At 59.2% G+C, this 21,072-nt stretch carries 17 protein-coding genes; 6 read left to right on the forward strand and 11 right to left on the reverse strand.

The window, feature by feature from the left end:
* Positions 1 to 264: 264 nt before the first annotated feature.
* From ABLV64_RS19830 to ABLV64_RS19845, 4 genes are all read right to left on the reverse strand, one after another.
* Positions 265 to 1,644 carry a maltose-6'-phosphate glucosidase gene (locus ABLV64_RS19830; protein WP_004205096.1) on the reverse strand — a complete coding sequence of 460 codons (1,380 nt, stop codon included), beginning with the start codon at positions 1,642 to 1,644 and terminating at the stop codon, positions 265 to 267.
* 12 nt (positions 1,645 to 1,656) lie between these two features.
* Positions 1,657 to 3,216: a PTS transporter subunit EIIC gene (locus tag ABLV64_RS19835; protein WP_004205095.1), complete on the reverse strand. Its 1,560-nt coding sequence runs from the start codon at positions 3,214 to 3,216 to the stop codon at positions 1,657 to 1,659.
* A gap of 251 nt (positions 3,217 to 3,467) precedes the next feature.
* Positions 3,468 to 5,183: an AsmA family protein gene (locus tag ABLV64_RS19840; RefSeq protein ID WP_094334440.1), complete on the reverse strand. Its 1,716-nt coding sequence runs from the start codon at positions 5,181 to 5,183 to the stop codon at positions 3,468 to 3,470.
* A 150-nt stretch (positions 5,184 to 5,333) separates the two neighbouring features.
* A complete protein-coding gene (locus ABLV64_RS19845) occupies positions 5,334 to 6,725 on the reverse strand; it encodes a uracil-xanthine permease family protein (protein WP_004150226.1) in 1,392 nt (463 codons plus the stop codon).
* A gap of 284 nt (positions 6,726 to 7,009) precedes the next feature.
* Here ABLV64_RS19845 and gltS point away from each other — a divergent pair, with 284 nt between their 5' ends.
* Positions 7,010 to 8,212: a sodium/glutamate symporter gene (gene gltS / locus ABLV64_RS19850; protein WP_080848054.1), complete on the forward strand. Its 1,203-nt coding sequence runs from the start codon at positions 7,010 to 7,012 to the stop codon at positions 8,210 to 8,212.
* Positions 8,213 to 8,326: 114 nt separating this feature from the next.
* Here the strand turns inward: gltS and glpK are convergent, their stop codons facing one another.
* Both glpK and ABLV64_RS19860 read right to left on the reverse strand, forming a co-directional pair.
* The gene (gene glpK / locus ABLV64_RS19855) at positions 8,327 to 9,838 is read right to left on the reverse strand and encodes a glycerol kinase GlpK (RefSeq protein ID WP_004873089.1); all 1,512 of its coding nucleotides are present in this window, start codon (positions 9,836 to 9,838) and stop codon (positions 8,327 to 8,329) included.
* Between the two features lie 21 nt (positions 9,839 to 9,859).
* Positions 9,860 to 10,711 (reverse strand): MIP/aquaporin family protein, encoded by an 852-nt coding sequence (locus tag ABLV64_RS19860; RefSeq protein WP_004205091.1) that lies wholly within the window; start codon positions 10,709 to 10,711, stop codon positions 9,860 to 9,862.
* A 442-nt stretch (positions 10,712 to 11,153) separates the two neighbouring features.
* On the opposite strand from ABLV64_RS19860, the gene zapB reads away from it, so the two are divergent.
* The 4 genes from zapB (at position 11,154) to ABLV64_RS19880 (ending at position 14,923) form a co-directional block, all read left to right on the forward strand.
* Positions 11,154 to 11,399, forward strand: coding sequence for a septal ring assembly protein ZapB (zapB, locus tag ABLV64_RS19865; protein ID WP_004150222.1), 246 nt, complete (start codon positions 11,154 to 11,156; stop codon positions 11,397 to 11,399).
* A 152-nt stretch (positions 11,400 to 11,551) separates the two neighbouring features.
* On the forward strand, positions 11,552 to 12,541 hold the full coding sequence (locus ABLV64_RS19870) for a sulfate ABC transporter substrate-binding protein (protein ID WP_004205090.1): 990 nt from the start codon (positions 11,552 to 11,554) through the stop codon (positions 12,539 to 12,541).
* A gap of 242 nt (positions 12,542 to 12,783) precedes the next feature.
* The gene (locus ABLV64_RS19875; RefSeq protein WP_072500780.1) at positions 12,784 to 13,554 is read left to right on the forward strand and encodes a CDP-diacylglycerol diphosphatase; all 771 of its coding nucleotides are present in this window, start codon (positions 12,784 to 12,786) and stop codon (positions 13,552 to 13,554) included.
* Between the two features lie 64 nt (positions 13,555 to 13,618).
* A complete protein-coding gene (locus ABLV64_RS19880; RefSeq protein WP_065903747.1) occupies positions 13,619 to 14,923 on the forward strand; it encodes an SLC13 family permease in 1,305 nt (434 codons plus the stop codon).
* 92 nt (positions 14,924 to 15,015) lie between these two features.
* On the opposite strand, the gene tpiA is transcribed toward ABLV64_RS19880, so the two are convergent.
* Together tpiA and ABLV64_RS19890 are read right to left on the reverse strand one after the other, a co-directional pair.
* Positions 15,016 to 15,783 carry a triose-phosphate isomerase gene (tpiA, locus tag ABLV64_RS19885; RefSeq protein ID WP_002922909.1) on the reverse strand — a complete coding sequence of 256 codons (768 nt, stop codon included), beginning with the start codon at positions 15,781 to 15,783 and terminating at the stop codon, positions 15,016 to 15,018.
* A gap of 109 nt (positions 15,784 to 15,892) precedes the next feature.
* Positions 15,893 to 16,492 (reverse strand): YiiQ family protein, encoded by a 600-nt coding sequence (locus tag ABLV64_RS19890; RefSeq protein ID WP_043522751.1) that lies wholly within the window; start codon positions 16,490 to 16,492, stop codon positions 15,893 to 15,895.
* A 112-nt stretch (positions 16,493 to 16,604) separates the two neighbouring features.
* On the opposite strand from ABLV64_RS19890, the gene ABLV64_RS19895 reads away from it, so the two are divergent.
* Positions 16,605 to 17,033 carry a DUF805 domain-containing protein gene (locus ABLV64_RS19895; protein ID WP_004173894.1) on the forward strand — a complete coding sequence of 143 codons (429 nt, stop codon included), beginning with the start codon at positions 16,605 to 16,607 and terminating at the stop codon, positions 17,031 to 17,033.
* On the opposite strand, the gene fpr is transcribed toward ABLV64_RS19895, so the two are convergent.
* From fpr to recG, 3 genes are all read right to left on the reverse strand, one after another.
* Complete coding sequence (fpr, locus tag ABLV64_RS19900; RefSeq protein ID WP_032456734.1) at positions 17,034 to 17,780, reverse strand: ferredoxin--NADP(+) reductase; 747 nt, start codon at positions 17,778 to 17,780, stop codon at positions 17,034 to 17,036.
* 150 nt (positions 17,781 to 17,930) lie between these two features.
* The gene (glpX, locus tag ABLV64_RS19905) at positions 17,931 to 18,941 is read right to left on the reverse strand and encodes a class II fructose-bisphosphatase (protein ID WP_004205085.1); all 1,011 of its coding nucleotides are present in this window, start codon (positions 18,939 to 18,941) and stop codon (positions 17,931 to 17,933) included.
* Positions 18,942 to 18,989: 48 nt separating this feature from the next.
* The gene (gene recG / locus ABLV64_RS19910; RefSeq protein ID WP_023319342.1) at positions 18,990 to 21,071 is read right to left on the reverse strand and encodes an ATP-dependent DNA helicase RecG; all 2,082 of its coding nucleotides are present in this window, start codon (positions 21,069 to 21,071) and stop codon (positions 18,990 to 18,992) included.
* Between the last annotated feature and the right edge of the window lies 1 nt (position 21,072).

Below are 21,072 nucleotides of genomic sequence, written 5' to 3' on the forward strand. Positions count from 1 at the left end.
GGTGATGCGGCTATTTGTCGGGTGGCGGCTTACGCCTGACCCGACCTACATAAAATAATAACCGCTCCGTTCGTAGCCCCGCTAAGCGCGGTGCGAGCGGGGGGAGTTCCCGGATGGCGGCTGGCGCCTTATCCGGGCTACCGGGTGATGCGGCTATTTGTCGGGTGGCGGCTTACGCCTGACCCGACCTACATAAAACACAAACCGCTCCGTTCGTAGCCCCGCTAAGCGTAGCGCAAGCGGGGGAATCCCATCGGCAGCAGGTTACCGCCAGGCGGCGAACTGCTCATCGTCGAGGTAGGCCTCGACCAGGGTTTTCGCCAGCGACCAGGAACCGATCAGCGGGTGCGCCATCAGCGCCCGCACCGCCAGCGACTTATCCTGCTGCAGGATCGCCGCAACCGCCAGCCGCTCATACTCTTTCACGCAGGAAATCATATTTTTCTGCGCCGTCGGCACCTTCACCGGCGTTACCGGCTTGAGACCCTCCCGGCTCAGGTCGCAGCTGATCTCAATCACGTCGTCAGGGCGCAAAAAGTCGAGCGTGCCATTATTCTGGATCGACACCACGATCCGCTTGGTGGTGGTGCTGTTCACCGCTTCCAGAATATCCAGCGCCACCCCGGCATAGCCGCCGGTGTCCGGCTCTTCGATAAACTGCCGCAGCGTCAGCGGCTCGCGGGTATGAAATTTCTCCTGACGGGATTCGTTCTGCATATAGCTGTTTTCCCGGCGAAGGTAGTGTTGCATCCAGATATTGAAGGCGGCTTCCGGCTGCGTTCTGGCATCCACGGTGCGCAGCGCCTGGCGCATCTCCTGATTGATACGGGCGATCTGCTCCCCGCGCGTTTCGCCTGCCCCCTGAATCGCCTTCAGCGCCTCGTCGCGATAGTAATAATAATAGAGATATTCGTTGAGTAACTGGTTATCGCACAGCCGCACCAGTTCGGGTGAGAAATACTGCATCGCGGTCTTCTGGTACAGCGCCGGGCTGGCGATCAGCCGCTCGGTCACCGCTTCCCCGCGCACGGTGAAGTGGGTAAACCAGGAGAAATGGTTCAGCCCATAGCATTCCACGCTCAGGTCGCGCTCCTCACAGCCGAGGATCGCCGGCAGCTCACGAATCAGCTCGGAGGGGGCATCGCAGATCCCGTAGACCCGACGCTTAAAGCCGGACTTAACGATCGCTTCCGTCACCAGGCCTGAGGGGTTGGTAAAGTTAAACAGAATGGCGTCTTCGGCGGCATGCGCTTCGATCAGCCGGCAATAGTCGAGGATCGCCGGGATCGAACGCATGGCCATCGCGAAGCCGCCGGCGCCGGTGGTCTCCTGGCCGAGGGTGTTATGTTGCAGCGCAATGCGCTCGTCGCGAATACGGCTTTCATCACCACCGACCCGCAGGGTGGTAATAATATAATTAGCGTTTTGCAGCGCCGCGACCGGGTCGGTGGTGGTCGTGAAATGAATATCCGGGCGAATGGTCGTAAATACATAGCGGGCAATTTCGCCGAATATCGCCAGATTATCTGCAGAGTTATCGAGAAAAACCACCTCCGTTAAACCAATGCGGTGAGCATTATATGCCAGAGATTTCGCTAAAAATGCAGAGCGAACGCCGCCCCCGCCTAATACGGTTAATTTCATACAAACTCCTCATTAATTTTCTGCTAACCAGTTATCAACCCGGGAACGTACCTGTCCCACTTTTACGCCATAAATAACCTGAACCTCATTGCGATTGCGCACTACGCCGTTGGCGCCGGTATTTTTTAATTGCGCGTCATCAACCCGCGCCATATCGCGCACGGCCACGCGCAGGCGGGTAAAACAATTATCGACGGAGAGAATATTCTCCTTGCCCCCGAGACCGCGGATAATGTCATCGGTGACCGACTGCGGCTGCGCGACTTTCTGGCGATACTCCGCTTTGCTGTAGAGCTTCACGTTCTCGTCATCTTCCCGGCCCGGCGTTTTCAGATTCAGCTTCACCACCAGAGTGCGGAAAATCACGTAGTAGACGGCGAACTGGCCGATACCGATAAGGACATATCCCGGCCAGCGCGTTAAGGAGACCGGTAGCGGCAGGTTATAGATCAGAAATTCGATCAGGCCCGAGGCTCCCCAGGGGCGTACGGTGAAAAGGTCGCAAATGGCCTGCGAGGCGGCGGTTAACGTCGCATGGATCACCCACAGCAGCGGCGAGACAAACAAGAAGGTGAACTCAATCGGCTCGGTGATGCCAGTCAGCATAGAGGTGATAATCGCCGGCAGCAGAATCGCCTTGGCCATCACTTTTTTCTCCGGCTTCGCGGTGTGGTAGAACGCCAGTGAGGCGCCGGCCAGGCCGAAGATGGTGGTCATCCCTTGCTGTGAGAAGCGTAGGGCCTCATTCATCACCGGGGTCAGATCCGGATGGCGCATATAGGCGAGAAAAATGGCCTGGGTACCGGAGACCACCTGGCCGTCCACGTTCAGGGTGCCGCCAATCTGGGTGAGCTGGAAGGGTGACCAGACAAAATGGTGCAGGCCGGTCGGGATAAGAAATTTTTCAAAGAAACCATAGACGAAGACCCCGGCGACCCCAGCATTTTTCATAAAGCCGGTGAGGGCGGAGATGCCGTGGGTCATAAACGGCCAAATCCAGGTAAAGGCGATGGCGTAGAAGATAACCACCGGCGTCATCGCCACCAGCGTCAGCTTGGCGCCGCCGTACATCGACAGCGCGCCGGGCAGCTCAATGGTAGAGACTTTATTGTGCACCCACGCGATAGTGCAGCCGAGAATAATGCCAAGGAAAACGCCCATATCCACCACTACAAAGCCCAGCAGTTGGGTTTGCCCGGTGCCATAATATTCACCGTTAATTTTTTCGGCGAGTCCGTGGGTGTGTTCCAGCCAGGAGTGGTTGGCGCCAAGAAACATAATGAAGCACATCACCGCAACCAGCGCGACTTCGGTTTTTTTATCTTTTGCCAGGCCATAGCTAATACCGACGCAAAATAATAAGCCGAGGTTGCCAAATAGAGGCCAAAAGGTGTCGCCGAGCATCTGCCCCAGCTGGTGCAGGAAACTGGTTTCAGCAATTAATGTCGGATTAGTTAATACTGAACTGAGGGCCAGAATTAAGCCAATGACCGGCAAGAACAATACGGCGCCGATCATGGCCCGGGAGAATTTTTGCATATTCTCCAGAATACGCTGACGTATTTCAGGCATGATTGATCCTTTTTTATTTTTGTAGGTACAGGGAGCGGTTTGTTTTTATCGACTTCCAGTATTTTGGTTATAGCAACTCTGATATTTGAAAGGAACCAGTAGCGGTAAATAGGCACAGATAGCCGCTTATTGCACACAGGTTTCAGAATGCTTGCAGACCCCCTCCCTGAAAGTGAGAGAGCGTTGCCAGAGCGGAGTGTTTGCAGAGAAGCGTTCCCTCTCCCCGTGGGGGAGAGGGGGATGGGGCATCGCTAGGGCGTGACGGGAGCGGGCGCTGGCGCGGCGGGGGCGGTATTGACCTCGCCGTTGCGCATGGTTTGCGCCACCTGCTGTTTCTCCATATTTACGGCGCTAAGCTGTGCGTTGACCGTCGGCTTGAGCGGGGCATCGGCCTGCACGCTGCCGCTGGCGGTCAGCTGGAGGTTGCCATCCCCGCTAATGGGGAGCGAAGGCCAGCCCCAGGCCTGCAGAATATTCAGCGGCACGCCGCGGCCGTTCAGGCTCAAATTGACCTGGCGCTGCGGCAGCTGGGATACCGCGGCGGTGGCCTGCAGAATGCCGCGCTCGGTGAAGGCGCTGAGCTCAGTGATATTGACCGTCGACGCCGTGGCGCTCAGCTTGAGTGAAGGGCGACGCACGTCAATTCGGTTAAAGGTCGCCGCCGCGGCGTTCAGCGTCGCGCTACCGTTCCACACCCCCCAGCTGCCGTTTTTCACCAGCTGAAGCTCGCCGCCATAGCCATCGAGAGCGGTAATCTGCCATGGGAAGGCTGGGTCCACATCGATGATCAGGTTGCGGCTGGCGCTGAATTTTTTAAGCGTCAGGCTTTGCAGCCAGGCCGGCAGCGGCGCCATCCACAGTGGCTTCCAGTTCGCCGGCAGCGTGTACTCCAGCCCGGCGAAGGCGGTGTCGTCAAGCACCAGCGCGTTACCGGCGCGCAGCCAGTTGCCGGAGGTTCGCACCATGCCGCCCTCCCAGCGCGAGGAGAACTGGCGCAGGGCAATACCCTGGGGTGAAAATTCGGCATTCAGGATCGGGTCGAAAAAGTGCAGCGAGCCGTAGATAAATTCGCTGGCATTCATCGACAGCGTGCCGTCCTGGCTCTGCCAGCCGCCGTGACTGAGCGTCAGGTTGCGCAGGCTCAGGTCAAGGTCGGTTACCGCCCAGTCCGGCCCCTGCAGGCGGGCGTCGGTGATATCCAGGCGGCCAATCTGCAGAGAGGGGACCGTGGTTAACGGCGCGAAAAAGTCGGCCAGCGAGGCGGCGCTCTGCAGTCGGATCTCATTGAGCTGAAGGTTATCCACCAGCCAGCTGCCGTCGGCGCTGCGTTTCGCATTGCCGGTTAAGGTGCCGCGGGCGACATCGGCGCCGAGGGTGGAGAGGGTGACCTCGCCCTGATCAATCTTGCCCTGAATCAGAACATTGCTGGCTTCGACGCCATTGAGCGTCATCGAGCCCGCGCTCATCTGGATCTGCGCCGTTTTCCCCAGCACATTGCCTGCCTCCGGCGCCCATGGGCTGACGCCGCCAGTGACGCGCTGCGCGCTGAGCGCCCAGCCGGTTTCCGGACTATTGAAGGCCATATTGCGCAACATTAGCCGGTCTGCAGCGAACGGCAGGTCGGCAGAGTGGGGTGACAGATTCAGGGTGCCGTCGTTAAGGACAATCTCATCCGCATGCAGCGGGTCGCTAAACTGGCGGGTGCTGAAGCCAATATCGACCGTTTTCGCCACCAGGGTTGCTGGCTTGCCTTCCCGGCCAAAGGTGACGTTTTGCAACTGCACATGAAGAGGGGAGGAGAAATCGTGGTCCATCGCATCGAAGGAGACCTGCCAGCCGGTGCCATTGCTGAGCCAGGCGCTGGCCTGGCGGGCGCCCCAGTGGGTTTGCAGCAGGAACCACGCGCCAACGATGACGAGCAGCAGAGCGACTAGCAGCCAGAGAATCAGCTTTCCAAGAAATTTCATGGTCTTCCATTCTGTGAGATGCACATAACCGTGTTATGCCCGATTTATGCGCACTTCTCAAGGCAGGCGTGGTTTATTTCCGTGACGGGGCAGGCGGTGGAGGGCAGCGCCAGGGTGCCCCGGCCGATGGCACGACCGGGACGCGTTAAATCAGGCTTTTTCTGGCGGGAAAATTAAATTCAGAACAATCGCCGTGATACCGCCGGCGGCGATACCGGAGGAGAGCAGATTCTTCAGCCAGTCCGGCGCGAACTGCAGGATCAACGGCTGCTGCGACACGCCGAGGCCCACCGCCAGCGACAGGGCGATAATCAGGATCGCCCGGCGATTCAGCGGCTCGCGGGAGACGATGCGCACGCCGGACGCGGCGATGGTGCCGAACATCACCAGCGTGGCGCCGCCGAGCACTGGCTCAGGGATATGCTGTACGAAGCCGCTCACCGCCGGGAACAGCCCGAGGACGATCAGCATCAGCGCCACCACAAAGCCGACGTAGCGGCTGGCGACGCCGGTCAGCTGGATCACGCCGTTGTTCTGGCCGAAGCAGGAGTTCGGGAAGGTGTTGAAGACCGCGGACACAAAGGAGTTGAGGCCGTTAGCCAGCACGCCGCCTTTCAGGCGCTTCATATACAGCGGACCCGAGACCGGCTGTTCGGAGACGTCGGAGGTGGCGGTGATATCGCCGATGGTTTCCAGGGAGGTGATCATAAACACCAGCATCAGCGGCAGCAGCAGGCTCCAGTCAATGCCGAGGCCATAGTAGAGTGGCGTCGGGACGGTGATGAGGCTGCTGTTGGTCGGGGCGGTGTTGGCTGGCAGCATATCGAGGAACCACGCCGCCAGATAGCCCGCCGCCATGGCAATCACCAGCGAAGCGATGCGCAAATAGGGATTACGCTGGCGGTTGAGAATGATGATCAGCGCCAGCACGATGCCCGCCAGCAGCAGGTTCTTCGGCGCGCCGAAGGTATGGTCGGCCATCGCCGCGTAGCCGCCGCCGATGGAGGTCAACCCAACCTGAATCAGCGACAGGCCGATGATCATCACCACCACGCCGGAGACCAGAGGGGTAATGATGCGGCGCGCGAGGTGCAGGACGCGGGAGAGGACCATTTCCGTGCAGCTGGCCAGCATCAGGGTGCCGAACAGGGCGGCCATCATCGTCGGGACGTCGGCGCCGCCGGTTTTCAGCGCGGTGCCGCCCATGATCAGCGGGGCGACAAAGTTGAAGCTGGTGCCCTGGATGGAGAGCAGTCCGGAACCGACCGGGCCCCAGGCTTTGATCTGAATAATGGAGGCCACGCCGGAGGCGAACAGCGACATGCTGATGATATGTTGGGTATCTTGCGCCGGGAGACCGAGAGCCTGGCAGATTAACAGCGCCGGGGTGATCACCGCGACAAACATCGCCAGCAGGTGCTGGAAGGCGGCGAACAGGGTTTGCGGTAGCGGCGGGCGATCTTCGAGGCGGTAAATTAATTCGCTGGCTGGTTTATGCGCAACCGGTTGCGCATTTTCTGACTCTGCGGTGTTAACGGACATCACAAGCAATCCCAAAGTGGCAAAGCGGGAATTTTATCGGACTGTAGACCAAAAGCAAACGTTTGCCAGCGTTTGCCCATAAAAATTTATGCTGTGAAAATGCGCAACGAGATTATTAACATTTTGTATGCTAAATCGCATCATTCAGGATACAAAATATCTTTTTCTGTCATTTTTTCCGCCGTTCTGCGTAAAATCCCCCTCTGCCTCCTCATGAAGAGAAGCTAAAGACATCAGGAATATCGTCGCGTGTGAATGGATCATGCGCCCATAAGGAGCTTTTTATGTTTCATCTCGATACCTTATCGACGCTCGTTGCCGCAACGCTTGTGCTATTACTCGGCAGAAAACTCGTCCAAACCGTACCCCTCCTCAAGAAATACACCATTCCTGAACCTGTTGCCGGCGGTCTGCTGGTGGCGCTGGCGCTGCTGGTGCTGAAAAAAAGTATGGATATCGATATTGATTTCGATATGAGCCTCAAAGATCCGCTGATGCTGGCGTTCTTCGCCACCATCGGTCTGAACGCCAACCTGGCCAGCCTGCGGGCGGGCGGCAAGGTGCTGGGTACCTTTCTGATTGTGGTGGTTGGTCTGTTGCTGCTGCAGAACGCCCTCGGTATCGGCATGGCGAAGCTGTTGGGCCTGGATCCGCTGATGGGTCTGCTGGCCGGTTCTATTACCCTTTCCGGCGGCCACGGCACCGGGGCGGCATGGAGCAAGCTGTTCGTTGAGCGCTATGGTTTTGCCAACGCCACCGAGGTGGCGATGGCCTGCGCGACTTTCGGCCTGGTGCTCGGCGGCCTGATCGGCGGCCCGGTGGCGCGTTACCTGGTGAAACACTCTTCCTCGCCGGACGGGACGCCGGACGATCAGGTGGTGCCGACCGCCTTCGAAAAGCCGGACGTGGGGCGGGTGATCACCTCGCTGGTGCTGATCGAGAGTATCGCCCTGATCGCTATCTGTCTGACGGTGGGCAAGGTGGTTGCGCAACTGTTGGTGGGCAGTGTCTTTGAATTGCCGACTTTTGTCTGCGTGCTGTTTATCGGCGTGATCCTCAGCAACAGCCTGGCGCTGGCGGGGCTGTATCGGGTATTCGATCGCGCGGTGTCGGTGCTGGGCAACGTCAGCCTGTCGCTGTTCCTCGCCATGGCGCTGATGAGCCTCAAGCTCTGGGAACTGGCTTCTCTGGCGCTGCCGATGATTATTATCCTGGCGGTGCAGGCGGTAGCGATGGCGCTGTACGCGGTGCTCGTCACCTATCGGATGATGGGTAAAAACTACGATGCCGCGGTGCTGGCAGCCGGGCATTGCGGGTTTGGTCTGGGGGCAACGCCGACGGCGATCGCCAATATGCAGGCAATTACCGACCGTTTCGGCCCGTCACATATGGCCTTCCTGGTGGTGCCGATGGTGGGGGCGTTCTTTATCGATATCGTCAACGCGCTGGTGATTAAGCTGTACCTGTTGCTGCCGATGTTTGGTTGATAAAAAACCCGGAGGCGGTGCTGCGCACCTGTCCGGGCTACAAGATCGTGCTGTTTGGGGTTTTGTAGCCCGGCTAAGGCGTTTACGCCGCAAGCCGGGAATACCTCCACAATCTTACGCTTCGTCGTGCTCTTCCCACGCTAACGCGCGTTTCACCGCTTTCTTCCAGCCGCTGTAACGATAGTTACGCTCGGTGGTTTCAATCCCCGGGCGGAATTCACGCTCAATCACCGCTTTTTCCTGCAGCTCATCGAGGTTCTGCCAGAAGCCGACCGCCAGACCGGCCAGATAGGCGGCGCCCAGGGCTGTCACTTCGCGCACTTCCGGACGCTCCACGCGGGTGCCGAGGATATCGGACTGGAACTGCATGAGGAAGTTGTTGGCCACCGCGCCGCCATCCACGCGCAGCGCATGCAGACGGATACCGGAGTCAGCCTGCATCGCTTCCAGCACGTCGCGGGTCTGATAGGCGATGGACTCCAGCGTCGCACGGATAATGTGGTTCGAGTTCACGCCACGGGTGAGGCCGAAAATCGCGCCGCGGGCATAGGGGTCCCAGTACGGCGCGCCAAGACCGGTGAACGCAGGCACGACGTACACGCCGTTGGTGTCCTTCACTTTGGTGGCGAAGTACTCGGAATCGAACGCATCGCTGATGAGCTTCATCTCGTCGCGCAGCCACTGAATGGAGGCGCCAGCCATAAACACCGCCCCTTCCAGTGCGTAGTTCACCTCGCCGCGCGGACCGCAGGCGATGGTGGTCAGCAGACCGTGAGTGGAGGTCACCGCTTTTTCGCCGGTGTTCATCAGCATAAAGCAGCCGGTGCCGTAGGTATTTTTCGCCATCCCTTCCTTGACGCACAGCTGGCCGAACAGGGCCGCCTGCTGGTCACCGGCGATCCCGGCGATAGGAATACGGGTCCCGCCTTTACCACCGATGTTGGTCTGGCCGTACACTTCGGACGACTTGCGCACTTCCGGCAGCATGGCGCGCGGAATATCCAGCGCGTCGAGCATCTTGTCGTCCCAGTCCAGGTCGTGGATGTTGAACAGCATGGTACGCGAGGCGTTGGTGTAGTCGGTGACGTGCACGCGACCCTGGGTCATCTTCCAGATAAGCCAGGTGTCCACGGTGCCGAACAGCAGCTCACCGCGCTTCGCACGCTCACGGGAACCTTCGACATGGTCGAGGATCCATTTCACCTTGGTGCCGGAGAAGTAGGGGTCCACCACCAGGCCAGTGGCCTTGCGGATATACTCCTCCATCCCGTCACGCTTGAGCTGCTCGCAGATCTCGGCGGTGCGGCGGCACTGCCAGACGATGGCGTTATAGATCGGTTTGCCGGTCTCGCGCTCCCACACCACCACGGTCTCACGCTGGTTGGTGATACCGATGGCCGCGATCTGATCGGAGTTGATATCCGCTTTGGCCAGCGCTTCGACCAGCGTCGAGCTTTGGGACGCCCAGATTTCCATCGGGTCGTGTTCAACCCAGCCTGGCTTAGGATAAATTTGTTCGAATTCTCGCTGGGAGACGCTGACGATATTGGCATCATGATCCATCACAACGGCCCGGGAGCTGGTAGTGCCCTGGTCAAGCGCAACGATATATTTTTTGTCGGTCATAGTCGGTGTCCCGTAGTCAGATTACAGCGAAGCTTTATGTTGAGTGGAGGAAGAGGAGGGGCTCTCTTGCTCTTCGTCCACGCAGGTGTCGCAAGGCAGGTGGCGGCCAATCAGCTTACGATAGCTGAACGCGCCCAGCGCCGCGCCGACCACCGGTGCGCACAGCGGCACCAGGAAATAAGGAATATCTTTACCGCCGGTGAAGGCGACGTCGCCCCAGCCGGCCAGCCAGGCGAAGGCTTTCGGGCCGATATCACGCGCCGGGTTCATGGCGAAGCCGGTCAGCGGTCCCATGGAGGCGCCAATCACCGCGATCAGCAGGCCGATCAGCAGCGGCGCCAGCGGGCCGCGCGGCACACCGTTGCCATCGTCGGTCAGCGCCAGGATGACGCCCATCAGGATAGCGGTAATCACCATCTCTACCGCGAAGGCCTGCACAAAATTGATATGCGGGTTCGGGTAAGTGGAGAAGATGCCAGCCAGATCAAGGCTTTCCACGCTGCCGCGTACCATATGGTGGGTGGTTTCATAATCGAGGAAAAGATTGTAATAAAGCCCGTAAACTAATGCCGCAGCGCAAAAGGCGCCAGCGAATTGCGAAATAATAAAAGGAACCACTTTGCGGCCATCGAAGCAGGCGAACAGCCAGAGCGCGATAGTCACCGCAGGGTTAAGGTGCGCACCGGATACCCCTGCGGTCAGGTAGATCGCCATGGCGACGCCCAGACCCCAGATGATGCTGATTTCCCACTGTCCGAAGCTGGCTCCCGCGACCTTGAGCGCAGCCACGCACCCAACGCCGAAAAAGATCAACAACCCGGTACCGAGGAACTCTGCGATGCACTGGCCTTTTAAGGTTGATGTTTGGCTCATAATCGAATCCTGAAGCGTGGTGATGATTATTGTATGTAGGGTGGTCACAGACGACCATATTGCCATGTAGGCATAGTGTTAATTTATCGTTAACGAGCAAAAACGAGAAATATCGAACTTCAAATGTGTGTACCACGTCAAGAAAATGAGCGTTTTCGCGCCATTCGCGCGCATTAAGCGCGCTGCCGGAGCGTTTCACCTCGCATTTTGTTAACCATAATATTAACAATGGCTCATGAAGTACGAGCGAACTGCGCTGAAAGTACCAGGTAAAGACTGAAAAGTGTTGCAAACCGCAATCTGCGCGGCTTGTCGCTGGACAGGGGCGGCGGGGATTCATACAATCGACGATAACACCGCTATGTGCGCTAATTTTCGTTAAGGCGGGACCGCGTATACGAAACACCAGTTTCTATCAACGCCTTGCAAGTTCAGGAGAGGTATGACGATGTCATTAGAAGTGTTTGAGAAATTAGAATCTAAGGTTCAGCAGGCGATTGATACCATCACTCTGTTGCAGATGGAAATCGAAGAGCTGAAAGAAAAGAACAACACCCTGGTGCAGGAAGTTCAGAGCGCGCAGCATGGTCGTGAAGAGCTGGAGCGCGAAAACAGCCAGCTGAAAGAGCAGCAGCAGGGCTGGCAGGAGCGTCTGCAGGCGCTGCTGGGCCGCATGGAAGAAGTCTAATCGCTTCACGCCCTCTCCCGCCAGGGAGGGGGTGATCCTTATCCCTTCCTTTATACTCACAAGTTATAGCCAATCTTTTTTTATTCTTTAATCATTGAATCGCTTTCTGGCACGCTTAGCCCATCACAACACGACATAAAGAGAGCGGTGCGATGAATAAGTGGGGCGTAGGGTTAACTCTGTTGCTGGCATCCGCCAGCGTTCTGGCAAAAGATTTTCAGCTATTAAACGTATCTTATGATCCAACGCGCGAGCTGTACGAACAGTACAACAAAGCGTTCAGCGCGCACTGGAAGCAGGAGACCGGCGACAACGTGGTGATCCGCCAGTCGCACGGCGGCTCCGGCAAGCAGGCGACCTCGGTGATTAACGGTATTGAAGCGGATGTGGTTACGCTGGCGCTGGCCTACGACGTCGACGCGATCGCCGAGCGCGGCCGTATCGATAAAAACTGGCTGAAGCGCCTGCCGGATAACTCCGCGCCTTATACTTCCACCATCGTGTTCCTTGTCCGTAAGGGCAACCCGAAACAGATCCATGACTGGAACGACCTGATCAAACCGGGCGTGTCGGTCATCACCCCGAACCCGAAAAGCTCCGGCGGCGCTCGCTGGAACTACCTGGCGGCATGGGGCTATGCCCTGCATCAGAACCATGGCGACCAGGCGAAAGCCCAGGATTTCGTCAAGGCGCTGTATAAAAATGTGGAAGTGCTGGACTCTGGCGCGCGCGGTTCGACCAATACCTTCGTAGAACGCGGGATCGGCGATGTGCTGATCGCCTGGGAAAACGAAGCGCTGCTGGCGACCAACGAACTGGGCAAAGACAAGTTTGAAATCGTGACCCCGAGTGAGTCGATTCTGGCTGAGCCGACCGTTTCGGTGGTCGATAAAGTCGTGGATAAGAAAGGCACCCGCCAGGTGGCGGAAGCGTACCTGAAGTATCTCTACTCGCCGGAAGGCCAGGAGATTGCGGCGAAGAACTTCTACCGTCCGCGCGATCCGAACGTGGCCAAGAAATATGCTAATGAATTCCCGAAACTGAAACTGTTCACTATCGATCAGGAGTTCGGCGGCTGGACGAAAGCGCAGAAAGAGCACTTCTCCAACGGCGGCACCTTCGACCAGATTAGCCAGCGTTAATTCTCTTGTCCCTGCTTGCGCTACGCTTAGCAGGGCTACAGTTTTGCGCTGTGCGTAACCCGGGTAAGGCGTCAGCCGCTACCCGGGAATCCCTGCTTGCGCTACGCTTAGCAGGGCTACAGTTTTGCGCCGTACGTAGCCCGGGTAAGGCGCCAGCCGCGACCCGGAAAACGCTCCGCCCGTCATCTGTTTTCATTTAGTCATCAAATTACGTTACTCTTCCGCTTCAGGCTTAACAGGGAATGAAAATGAGAAGAGTAAGATACTTTTTGCTGGCGCTGCTAGTGGCGATCCTCGCGGCGCTGGCGGGCGGCTACTACTGGCTGCACTCTGGCAACCCGGACGCGTTGCGCAAGATTGTTCTGCAGCAGTGCGTTCCCCATCAGCAACAGCAGCAAAACCCGTCGCCGTGTGCCGAAGTGAACCTCAAGGGCGGCTATGTGCTGTTTAAAGATCGTAACGGCCCGCTGCAGTATTTGCTGATGCCGACCTACCGCATTAACGGCACCGAAAGCCCGCTGCTGTTGGATCCACTGACGCCGAACTTCTTCTGGCAGGCCTGGCAGGGGCGTGAGATCATGAGCCAGCGCCACGGCGCGCCGGTTCCCGATAACGCGGTATCGCTGGCGATCAACTCGCGCAGCGGACGCACGCAAAACCATTTCCATATTCATATCTCCTGCCTGCGCCCCGATGTGCGCGCGCAGTTAGACAAGGATGCGGCGGCGATCAGCAGCCGCTGGCTGCCGTTGCCGGGTGGGCTTCAGGGCCATGAATATCTGGCGCGCCGGGTGACGGAGGCGGAGCTCGCCCAGCGCAGCCCGTTCCTGATGCTGGCGGAAGAGGTGCCGGAGGCGCGTCAGCATATGGGACGCTATGCGCTGGCGATGGCGCAGCAGAGCGACGGCTCGCTGGTGCTGCTGGCGACGGAGCGTAACCTGCTGTCCCTGAACCGGGCTTCAGCGGAAGAAATTCAGGATCATCGCTGCGCCATCCTTAACGCAAACCACTAGTTCTGGCGTTTACCTGTCTTACCTGTCGTCGTATTCTTGCTGAAAAAAACGACAGGAGACAGGCATGTCGCTCTGGCTTACCCACCCGCTGTTCCTCCCTTCACTGATTGTCGGCGTTACCATTGTGCTCTGGGCGTCGTCGCTGCTGCCGGAATTTATCACCGCGCTGCTGTTTTTCGCTGCGGCGATGATGGCGAAAATCGCCCCGCCGGAGGTGATCTTTGGCGGCTTTGCCTCCTCGGCCTTCTGGCTGGTGTTCAGCGGCTTTGTGCTCGGCATCGCGATCCGTAAAACCGGGCTGGCGGACCGGGCGGCGCAGGCGCTGTCGGCGCGGCTAACCGACTCCTGGCCGCGGATGGTCGCCAGCGTGGTACTCCTGAGCTATGCCCTGGCGTTCGTGATGCCTTCCAACATGGGGCGCATCGCGCTGCTGATGCCGATCGTGGCGGCGATGGCCCGCCGGGCGGGCATTGCCGACGGCAGCCGCGGCTGGTTCGGCCTGGCGCTGGCAGTGGGGTTCGGCACCTTTCAGCTTTCGGCGACGATTTTGCCCGCCAACGTGCCGAATCTGGTGATGAGCGGCGCGGCGGAGGGCTCGTACGGTATCCATCTGAATTATGTTCCCTATTTACTGCTGCATACGCCGGTGCTTGGCTGGCTGAAAGGGGCGGCGCTGGTGGCGCTGATCTGCTGGCTGTTTCCCGGTAAGCCGCATCCGCCGCGCGACCTGGCGCCGCTGCCGGCGATGAGCCGCGACGAGAAGCGTCTGGCGTGGCTGCTGGCGGTGGTCCTCATGCTGTGGGTGACCGAGAGCTGGCATGGCATCGGCCCGGCGTGGACCGGCCTGGCGGCGGCGGTGGTCACGCTGCTGCCGCGGGTGGGCTTTATCAGCGGCGAAGAGTTTGCCAGCGGGGTGAATATGCGCACCTGCATTTATGTTGCCGGGATTCTGGGACTGGCGATCGCCGTCACCCAAACCGGAATTGGCGGTGCGGTGGGCAATGCGCTGCTGCAGGTGATGCCCCTGGATAAGGACAATCCTTTCACCAGCTTCCTGGCGCTGACCGGAATTACCAGCGCGCTGAACTTTATTATGACCGCCAACGGCGTGCCGGCGCTGTATACCACCTTTGCCCAGAGCTTTGCCGACGCCACCGGCTTCCCGCTGCTGAGCGTGATTATGATTCAGGTGCTGGGCTATTCCACGCCGCTGCTGCCGTATCAGGCGTCGCCAATCGTGGTCGCGATGGGGTTAGGCAAAGTCCCGGCGAGGGCGGGAATGTTGCTTTGTCTGGCGCTGGCGGCGGTGAGCTATTTGATTTTACTGCCGCTGGACTACGCGTGGTATCAGCTGTTGGGGAAACTGTAACGGCAAAAAAAAGCCCGGCTTGCGCTGTGCGAAGCCGGGCCTCAGAGATTTATCAGTCATCCCGGTCGCGTGTCGCCACCGGGAAAAGCGGATTACGCTTTTTTCGCCGCTTCCGCAGCTTTCACGATCACCGCGAAAGCGTCAGCTTTCAGGGAGGCGCCGCCAACCAGCGCGCCGTCGATGTCCGGCTGGGTGAACAGCTCTGCTGCGTTGCCAGCGTTAACGGAACCGCCGTACTGGATGATCACTTGCTCAGCGATTTTCGCGTCAGCTTTAGCAATGTGGTCACGGATGAATTTGTGCACCGCCTGAGCCTGAGCCGGGGTCGCGGATTTGCCGGTACCGATAGCCCATACCGGTTCGTAAGCGATAACCACGCCTTCGAAAGCGGCAGCGCCCTGCGTTTTCAGTACCGCGTCGATCTGACGTGCGCAAACTTCTTCCGTTTTGCCCGCTTCGTTTTCGGCTTCGGTTTCACCGATGCACAGTACTGGAGTCAGACCCTGCTCTTTCAGCACGGCGAATTTCTTCGCAATCAGCTCGTCGGATTCTTTGTGGTAGGTACGACGCTCGGAGTGGCCGATGATGATGTACTGTGCGCCGATATCTTTCAGCATTTCGGCGGAGGTTTCACCGGTGAAAGCGCCGGACAGGTTTACGTCAACGTTCTGCGCGCCCAGGTGGATGTGGCTGCCTTCTGCCGCACGCTTAGCCAGGTCCAGATACATTTCCGGCGGGGCGATGGCAACTGCGCAGCCGCTTACGCCAGCCAGCTCGGTACGCAGGTTCGCAACCAGTTCGTTTACCATGTGGCGGCTGCCGTTCAGTTTCCAGTTACCCATCACTAAAGGATGTCGCATTTTAATTCTCCACGCTACTTAAGCGAATTAAGGAATATAGCCGCCCCAGAGGGCAGCATGGTCTGTGAAACAGTATAGAGACTCGTCACTGGAAAGGCTTTGCTTTTTGTCATTTATTGTTACCTTCCAGCGTTTCAGATAGCGCCAGCTTAATCGGTTCAACAGCGAAGGTCAGACCCTTTTCACCATGATCTGCCACCACATAGCGCACGGCGCCCTCGGTGTCGGAGAAGTAGCGTTTGCCTTTGCCGGCAGTCAGCAGTTTCTGCAGTTTTTGCTGGCTCTGCGCCGGACTAAGGGTGGGCACGAAGGCGCGGATCATGGCGCTCATATACTCCAGCGCTTTGGCCTTCGCCGCCTTTTGCTCCGGCCCCTGGATCGGCAGCCAGGTGATCTGCATGGATTTGATCTTCAGCGTGCCGCGCTCCAGCGCGGTGGAGGCATAGAGATTTTCGTTAATCTTGCTGGCGGCGCGGGTCAGGTTAGCCCGATCGCGGCTGGTTGATATGGAACGGAATTCATTCAGAGGCAGCTTCGGGTTATCGACGTTAAATTTTTCCCGGAACTGGCTGATCGACAGGTCAAAGCTCGGCGCGCCGGCGAGCAGGTAGGGGGCAGCGGTCGTCGATTCGCTTTCTGCGGACAACGCATGCGGGCCGACGGCAAGGCCCATCAGCCCACTGAAACACAAGATTGTCCACTTCTTCATGCCCGTCGTTCCTTTTTTTGCCTGCTGACGATTAAATCGGGAAGCGCGGCGCTTGTCAAAAAGTCACGACGCCAGGGTAAACTACGCAGACGATGATGATAAGGAAAAACGCATGACCCTACAGCAGTGGTTATTCTCAATTAAAGGGCGCATTGGCCGCCGCGATTTCTGGATCTGGATTGCCATTTGGCTGGTGACCATGAGCGCGCTGTTCACCCTGGCAGGCAGCAATCTGCTTAATCTGCAGACGGCGGCGTTTATTATTGTCTGCCTGCTGTGGCCGACGGCGGCGGTGGTGGTGAAGCGGCTGCACGATCGCGGCAAATCCGGACTGTGGGCGCTGCTGATGATTCTGGCGTGGATGCTGCTGGCGGGGAACTGGGCGATGCTGCCGCAGGTCTGGCAGTGGGGCGTCGGGCGCTTTGTGCCGACGCTGATTATCGTCATGATGCTGATCGACCTGGGGGCGTTTGTCGGCACCCAGGGCGAGAATAAGTTCGGCAAGGAGACCCAGGACGTGCGCTGGAAAGCGGACGCCTGATTACCAGTAGTGCTCCGCCGTCATGTGGCCCGGCCGGCGACGCAGATGTTTGGTCATCTGCCGGGTCTCTTTTAACAGCTGTTGGGTATCGCGTACCATCTGCGGGTTGCCGCACAGCATCACATGGCTGGTGTCGCGGGTCATCGGCAGGCCGACCGCCTCCTCCAGCGCCCCGGTTTCAATCAGGAACGGCACCCGGCCGGTCAGCGAGCCTTCCACGGTTTCGCGGCTGACCACCGTCTGGATGCGTAATTTGCCGGCGTAGCGCTGCTCGAGTTCGCGCATCAGCGGCAGATAGCTCAGGTCCGCGGCGTAGCGCACGGCGTGGACCAGCACCAGATGAGTAAATCGCTCAAGATCTTTGCCTTCCTGGAGAATCGACAGATAAGGCCCGAGGGCGGTGCCGGTCGCCAGCATCCACAGAGTATCGCAATCCGGTACTTCCTCGAGGACGAAGAAGCCAGCCGCTTCGCTCACCACCTGGACCTCATCGCCCGGTTTCAGCGCCGCCAGACGCGGGCTCAGCTTGCCTTCCGGGACGGTGACCAGATAGAACTCGAGATCGGGATTGCCGGGGGCGTTGACGTAGGAGTAGGCGCGCTGCACGCGTTCGCCGTCGATTTCCAGCCCGAGCTTGGTAAATTGCCCGGCGGTAAACGGATGGACAGGCGCCCGCACGTATAAACTGAACAAGGCGTCCGTCCAGTACTCCACTTTTGTCACTTTGCCGCTAACCCAGTCCGCCATCGTCTTCTCCTGTTGCCAAGCGATGCCTTATCTTCGGCCCAGACGGGCAAGATTTCCACCCCGCAGGCGCAAGAAAGCTCTATTGATCAAATATAAACGAAGAACAGGACAACCGCCCGCGGACGGTTGCCTGGAGGAGAGAAAGCGGTATTACAGGATGTGCTGCTGGACGTCCGGATCTTTACGGTCGAGGTAATGAATCGACTGGATCCGACGGATGGTGCGCGACTTGCCGCGGATCAGCAGCGTCTCGGTGGTGGCCATATTGCCCTTACGGGTGATGCCGTCCAGCAGATCGCCTTTGGTGATGCCGGTAGCGGAGAAGACGACGTTATCGCTGCGCGCCATTTCATCAAGGCGCAGCACTTTACCCGCTTCGATGCCCATGGTTTTGCAGCGCGCCAGCTCGTTTTCACCGATGCGGCGATTCTCTTCGCTGTCGCCCTTCACGTGGTGACGAGCCAGCAGGCGGCCCTGCATATCGCCGTCGAGCGCGCGGATCACCGCGGCGGAAACCACCCCTTCCGGCGCGCCGCCGATGCCGTACAGCACGTCCACTTCGCTATCCGGCATGCAGGTAAGAATGGAGGCCGCGACGTCGCCATCGGGAATGGCGAACACGCGCACGCCCAGCTGCTGCAGCTGAGCAATCGCCGCATCGTGGCGCGGTTTCGCCAGCACGGTGACGGTCAGCTCGCCCAGCGGCTTGTTCAGCGCGCGGGCGATATTGCGCAGGTTCTCTTCCAGCGGCAGATTGAGATCGATAGCACCTTTAGCGCCTGGGCCGACAATCAGCTTTTCCATATACATATCCGGCGCGTTGAGGAAGCAGCCTTTATCGCCGACCGCCATCACTGCCAGGGCATTAGCCTGGCCCATCGCCGTCATCCGGGTACCTTCGATGGGATCGACGGCGATATCCACCGCATCGCCCTGGCCGGTGCCCACTTTTTCGCCGATATAGAGCATCGGCGCTTCATCGATTTCGCCCTCGCCGATGACGATGGTGCCGTCGATATTGACGAGGTTAAGCATAATGCGCATGGCGTTAACCGCTGCGCCGTCGGCGGAGTTTTTATCGCCGCGGCCCAGCCATTTATAGCCCGCCAGCGCGGCGGCTTCGGTGACACGCGAAAATTCGATGGCCAGTTCTCGTTTCATAATCCACTCATTGTGTAGAAAGATTGCCCGCAGCGCGGCAAAAGCGCGCTACGCGTTGGAATAGCGTTCGGTTTCCGGCATCCAGCGCTCGATCAGCGCCTGGGCCTGCAGCGGATAGCGTTCATGAATGTGGCGCGCAATGCGCTGAACGTCGGGGATCATCGCCTGATCGCGCAGCAAATCCGCCACTTTAAACTCAGCGTTGCCGGTCTGGCGGGTGCCGAGCAGCTCACCGGGACCGCGAATTTCAAGGTCTTTCTGGGCGATGACGAAACCGTCGTTACTGTCACGCAGCACCTGCAGGCGTTTCTGCGCCGTTTTAGAGAGCGGCGATTTATAGAGTAGCACGCAGTGGGAAGCGACCGCGCCGCGCCCGACGCGCCCTCTGAGCTGGTGCAGCTGCGCCAGACCCAGACGTTCCGGGTTTTCGATAATCATCAGGCTCGAGTTCGGTACGTCGACACCGACTTCAATGACCGTCGTGGCCACCAGCAGATGCATTTCGCCCTGCTTGAAAGCCTGCATCACCGCCTGCTTCTCCGCCGGTTTCATCCGCCCGTGCACCAGACCGATATTCAACTCCGGCAGCGCCAGCTTGAGCTCCTCCCAGGTCGCTTCCGCCGCCTGGGCCTCCAGCAGATCGGACTCCTCAATCAGCGTACAGACCCAATACGCCTGGCGGCCTTCGTGGGTGCAGGCGTTGCGCACGCGGTCAATAATATCGCTGCGCCGGGTGTCCGGGATAGCGACGGTAGTCACCGGGGTTCGGCCCGGCGGCAGCTCGTCGATAACCGAGGTATCGAGGTCGGCGTAGGCGGTCATCGCCAGGGTGCGCGGGATCGGCGTGGCGGTCATGATCAGCTGATGCGGGTGGAAACCTTGCTGCTGACCTTTCTCCCACAGCGCCAGCCGCTGGTGTACGCCGAAGCGGTGCTGTTCGTCGATGATCACCAGCGCCAGGCCGTTAAACTGCACCTGTTCCTGGAAGATGGCGTGGGTGCCGACAATCATCTGCACCTCGCCGCTGGCGATAGCGTCCTGCTGCGCCTGGCGTGCTTTGCCTTTCTGTTTGCCCGCCAGCCAGCCGACCTCAATGCCCAGCGGTGCAAACCAGCTGCGGAAGTTGTTGGCGTGCTGCTCGGCGAGCAGTTCGGTGGGCGCCATCAGCGCCACCTGTTTGCCGTGGGCGATAGCGCGCAGAGCGGCCAGGGCGGCGACCAGCGTTTTACCGGAGCCAACGTCGCCCTGCACCAGGCGCATCATCGGCACGTCCAGCGCCATATCGCGCTCGATCTCGGCGGTGACCCGCGCCTGCGCGCCGGTGGGCTTAAAGGGCAGGGAGGCCAGCAGCTGATTTTTCAGGGTATCGTTGGCGCCGAGCGGCAGGGCGTGATAGCGCTGGGCGCCTGCCCGTAGCGCCAGCATACTAAGGTTGTGCGCCAGCAGCTCTTCCAGAATCAGGCGCTGCTGCGCCGGGTGCTTGCCGCTTTCCAGCTCGCTAAGTTGCAAGGAGGGAGGCGGACGGTGCAGCGTACGCAGCGCCTCCGGCAGGCTCATCATCCCCTGCGCCAGCTCCGGCGGCAGGAGTTCGCTAATTGCGCAGGTCTCGAGCAGCTCGAGCGCCTGATCGGTGAGCTTGCGCAGGGTCGCCTGCTTAATGCCTTCGGTAGTCGGGTAGACCGGCGTCAGGGTCTCCTGCAGCTCCGGGGTGCTCATATCGCCCTGGACGCGGTATTCCGGGTGGATCATCTCGGCGCCGTACTTCCCGCGTTTGGCTTCACCGTAGGCCAGCACTCGTCGACCGGTCGCGAGGCTGTTTTTCATCGCCGCGTTGAAGTTGAAAAAGCGCATGGTGAGGATGCCGGTGCCATCGCTGATCTGGCAGGTCATCATTCGACGGCCGCCGAAGGTGATATTGCTGTTGAGCACTTCGCCTTCCACGGTGGCATAAACCCCGGGCAGCAGATCGGCTATCGGGTAAAGATGGGTGCGATCTTCGTAGCGCAAAGGCAGGTGCAGCAGCAGATCCTGTACCGTATGCAGGCCGATCTTCGCCAGCTTGCTGCTCTGCGCAGCCCCAACGCCGGTGAGTGAACTGAGCGGAACGGCATCTAACAGGCGGCCTGACATA

Source organism: Klebsiella sp. JB_Kp031 (genome assembly GCF_040064295.1).
GTDB classification, from domain to species: domain Bacteria; phylum Pseudomonadota; class Gammaproteobacteria; order Enterobacterales; family Enterobacteriaceae; genus Klebsiella; species Klebsiella quasipneumoniae.

Excerpts from the sequence above, each read along its gene's own strand:
- ABLV64_RS19830 (WP_004205096.1), bottom strand. The coding sequence starts at position 1,644 with ATGAAATTAACCGTATTAGGCGGGGGCGGCGTTCGCTCTGCATTTTTA.
- ABLV64_RS19835 (WP_004205095.1), bottom strand. The coding sequence starts at position 3,216 with ATGCCTGAAATACGTCAGCGTATTCTGGAGAATATGCAAAAATTCTCC.
- ABLV64_RS19840 (WP_094334440.1), bottom strand. The coding sequence starts at position 5,183 with ATGAAATTTCTTGGAAAGCTGATTCTCTGGCTGCTAGTCGCTCTGCTG.
- ABLV64_RS19845 (WP_004150226.1), bottom strand. The coding sequence starts at position 6,725 with ATGTCCGTTAACACCGCAGAGTCAGAAAATGCGCAACCGGTTGCGCAT.
- gltS (WP_080848054.1), top strand. The coding sequence starts at position 7,010 with ATGTTTCATCTCGATACCTTATCGACGCTCGTTGCCGCAACGCTTGTG.
- glpK (WP_004873089.1), bottom strand. The coding sequence starts at position 9,838 with ATGACCGACAAAAAATATATCGTTGCGCTTGACCAGGGCACTACCAGC.
- ABLV64_RS19860 (WP_004205091.1), bottom strand. The coding sequence starts at position 10,711 with ATGAGCCAAACATCAACCTTAAAAGGCCAGTGCATCGCAGAGTTCCTC.
- zapB (WP_004150222.1), top strand. The coding sequence starts at position 11,154 with ATGACGATGTCATTAGAAGTGTTTGAGAAATTAGAATCTAAGGTTCAG.
- ABLV64_RS19870 (WP_004205090.1), top strand. The coding sequence starts at position 11,552 with ATGAATAAGTGGGGCGTAGGGTTAACTCTGTTGCTGGCATCCGCCAGC.
- ABLV64_RS19875 (WP_072500780.1), top strand. The coding sequence starts at position 12,784 with ATGAAAATGAGAAGAGTAAGATACTTTTTGCTGGCGCTGCTAGTGGCG.
- ABLV64_RS19880 (WP_065903747.1), top strand. The coding sequence starts at position 13,619 with ATGTCGCTCTGGCTTACCCACCCGCTGTTCCTCCCTTCACTGATTGTC.
- tpiA (WP_002922909.1), bottom strand. The coding sequence starts at position 15,783 with ATGCGACATCCTTTAGTGATGGGTAACTGGAAACTGAACGGCAGCCGC.
- ABLV64_RS19890 (WP_043522751.1), bottom strand. The coding sequence starts at position 16,492 with ATGAAGAAGTGGACAATCTTGTGTTTCAGTGGGCTGATGGGCCTTGCC.
- ABLV64_RS19895 (WP_004173894.1), top strand. The coding sequence starts at position 16,605 with ATGACCCTACAGCAGTGGTTATTCTCAATTAAAGGGCGCATTGGCCGC.
- fpr (WP_032456734.1), bottom strand. The coding sequence starts at position 17,780 with ATGGCGGACTGGGTTAGCGGCAAAGTGACAAAAGTGGAGTACTGGACG.
- glpX (WP_004205085.1), bottom strand. The coding sequence starts at position 18,941 with ATGAAACGAGAACTGGCCATCGAATTTTCGCGTGTCACCGAAGCCGCC.
- recG (WP_023319342.1), bottom strand. The coding sequence starts at position 21,071 with ATGTCAGGCCGCCTGTTAGATGCCGTTCCGCTCAGTTCACTCACCGGC.